The sequence below is a fragment of the Streptomyces spongiae genome, from assembly GCF_009377185.1.
GTDB classification, from domain to species: Bacteria; Actinomycetota; Actinomycetes; order Streptomycetales; family Streptomycetaceae; genus Streptomyces; species Streptomyces spongiae.
Genome location: NZ_VJZC01000936.1, coordinates 1 through 2387, shown reverse-complemented (window position 1 = coordinate 2387; position 2387 = coordinate 1). Strand labels below are relative to the sequence as shown.

Annotated in this window: 3 protein-coding genes and 1 pseudogene; 3 read left to right on the top strand and 1 reads right to left on the bottom strand. The window is 73.0% G+C overall.

The features are described from left to right. Positions 1 to 57 precede the first annotated feature (57 nt). A complete protein-coding gene (locus FNH08_RS48885; RefSeq protein WP_152778362.1) occupies positions 58 to 537 on the bottom strand; it encodes a cupin domain-containing protein in 480 nt (159 codons plus the stop codon). A 43-nt stretch (positions 538 to 580) separates the two neighbouring features. On the opposite strand from FNH08_RS48885, the pseudogene FNH08_RS48880 reads away from it, so the two are divergent. The 3 genes and pseudogenes from FNH08_RS48880 to FNH08_RS48870 form a co-directional block, all read left to right on the top strand. Then, positions 581 to 688: pseudogene (locus FNH08_RS48880) on the top strand (SIP domain-containing protein); the annotation flags it as partial. 79 nt (positions 689 to 767) lie between these two features. Next, the gene (locus FNH08_RS48875) at positions 768 to 1352 is read left to right on the top strand and encodes an HhH-GPD-type base excision DNA repair protein (protein ID WP_152778361.1); all 585 of its coding nucleotides are present in this window, start codon (positions 768 to 770) and stop codon (positions 1350 to 1352) included. Between the two features lie 204 nt (positions 1353 to 1556). Then, a complete protein-coding gene (locus tag FNH08_RS48870; protein WP_152778359.1) occupies positions 1557 to 2246 on the top strand; it encodes an HdeD family acid-resistance protein in 690 nt (229 codons plus the stop codon). Positions 2247 to 2387 lie beyond the last annotated feature (141 nt).

Genomic DNA, 2387 nt, shown 5'->3' with positions numbered 1-2387 from the left:
CCCCCGTCACCAGCGCGACCTGCCCGGCCAGCAGCCCGTCGCCGCTCATGGCCGCACTCATGGCCGCCCCAACTCGGCGATCCGGGCGGCCTCCGCCGGGTACCGCGCGGCCAACGCGTCGGCGTCCCCGTGCTCGTACCCCTCGTAGGTGAAGCCCGGCGCCATCGTGCAGCCGAACAACGACCAGGCACCGCCCGCGAGAACCCGCGCCCCCATCCAGGTCCCGGCGGGCACGGTGTACTGCACCCACTGGCCGCCGAGGACGTCCGGGCCGAGCAGGGCCGTACGGGACGAGCCGTCCGGGGCGAGGAGCAGGAGCTCCAGCGGGTCACCGAGGTAGAAGTGCCACACCTCGTCCGAGGGCAGCCGGTGCAGCGCCGAGTAGTCACCCGGCTCGGCGGTGAGCAGGGCGACGATGGCGGAGCCCTCCGGCCGGCCGTCGGATCGCTCGGGCCCCGCCCACGTACGGCGGAACCGGCCGCCCTCGCGCGGAATGGGCTCCAGTCCGTAGTGGGCGACGAGGTCTTCGGGGGTCATCCGGCCCAGGTTACTGACCAGCGGTCACATCACCGGGTCCGGGATCGCCTGCGACACGGCCACGACCCGGTCACTCACGGCGTACTTCCGCAGGGAACTGGGGCTGCCGAAGCAGCGGGTGAACGCGTTCGGGTACTGGCGGGCGGGATAGCGCGGCTCCCCAGGGATATTCCGTGCAGGTCCGCACCCCCCGCCGGGCGATCAACGCCGCCCCGCGCGATCATCGAGGCATGAACGTCACCCTGCACCTCGCCCAGGACCCCGAGGCCGACGAGCTCCTCGGGCGCAGTCCGCTCGCCGCGCTCGTCGGCATGCTGCTCGACCAGCAGGTCCCGATGGAGTGGGCGTTCAAGGGCCCGGCCACCATCGCCCAGCGGCTCGGCGCGGACGACCTCGACGCCCATGAGATCGCCGTGCACGACCCGGAGGCCTTCACCGCCCTGCTCTCGCAGAAGCCGGCGGTGCACCGTTACCCGGGCTCCATGGCGAACCGTATCCAGCAGCTGTGCCAGTACCTCGTGGAGCACTACGACGGGGACGCGAGCGCGGTGTGGGACGGGGTCGCCACGGGCCAGGAGCTCCTCAAGCGCCTGCGCGAACTCCCCGGCTTCGGCGCCCAGAAGGCCCAGATCTTCCTCGCCCTGCTGGGCAAGCAGCTCGGCGTACACCCCGAGGGCTGGCGCGAGGCCGCGGGCGCGTACGGCGAGCCGGACTCCTTCCGTTCGGTCGCCGACATCACCGGCCCGGAGTCCCTCGCGAAGGTCCGGGCGCACAAGCAGCAGATGAAGGCGGCGGCCAAGGCCTCCGGCAAGTAGCAGCCGGGCAACCGGGCCGGCACGAGCCCTGGACCCCGGCCGGCGCGAGCCCCGGACCCCGGACCGTACGAGCCCCGGGTCCGCACGAGCTCCGGCCCGTACGGACCCGAGGCCGGGGCCCCGTACGAGCCGCAAGCCGCGAGCCCTCCGCCGCATGGCCCGCCCCGGATGGCACCCCGCTCTCACCCGGCCCGACCATGAACCATGACCGAGCCGCCGAGCAGTTCCCCCTGGGGCCCGGAGTACGACGACCGCCGGGTCCACGCCGCCCGCGCCCCGCACGGCCCGACACCCCCGCACGACACCTCCCGCAGGCCGCCCGAGGCCCCGTTCGAAGGTCCTCTGCACCTGCTCTCGCGCACGGCGTGGCAGGCGGTCATGCTCGCCGGTGTCACCTCGCTCGTCCTCGGCGCGCTGGTCCTGGCCTGGCCTGGAGCCTCCCTGCTGGCCGCGGGGGTGCTCTTCGGCCTGTACCTCCTCGTCAGCGGCGTGCTCCAGCTGGCGTCGGCCTTCGGTACCCACACCACGACCTCGCTGCGGGTCATGGCCTTCGTCAGCGGGGCACTGTCGGTACTGCTGGGCCTGTTCTGCTTCCGGGACGCGATGCGGTCGGTCCTGCTGCTCGCCCTCTGGGTCGGCATCGGCTGGCTCTTCCGTGGGCTGACCCAGACGCTGGCCGCCGCGTCCGACCGGACGATGCCCGCCCGCGACCGGCAGATCCTCCTCGGCGTGGTCGGCTTCCTTGCCGGCGTCGTGCTGATCGTCTTCCCGTTCGAGTCGGTCGCCGTCCTGACCCTCGTCAGCGGCTGCTTGCTCATCGTGGTCGGAGTGGCCGAGATCGTCACGGCCGTCCGGATCCGCGAGCGGGTCCACCGGGTTCCACGTGCGGTGTGACTCGGGCGGCGGTCTCGTCTGCGGGGTTCTGTTTTGGGGCGGCTGCGGGTTCGTTGTGGCTTGTCGCGCCCACGCGGCGGAGCCGCACATGGACACAGCCCCGCGCCCCTGAAAAGCATGGGCGCACCGGCAGCACAACGC

Coding starts and splice junctions, on each gene's coding strand:
- FNH08_RS48885 (WP_152778362.1), bottom strand. CDS start 537: ATGACCCCCGAAGACCTCGTCGCCCACTACGGACTGGAGCCCATTCCG.
- FNH08_RS48875 (WP_152778361.1), top strand. CDS start 768: ATGAACGTCACCCTGCACCTCGCCCAGGACCCCGAGGCCGACGAGCTC.
- FNH08_RS48870 (WP_152778359.1), top strand. CDS start 1,557: ATGACCGAGCCGCCGAGCAGTTCCCCCTGGGGCCCGGAGTACGACGAC.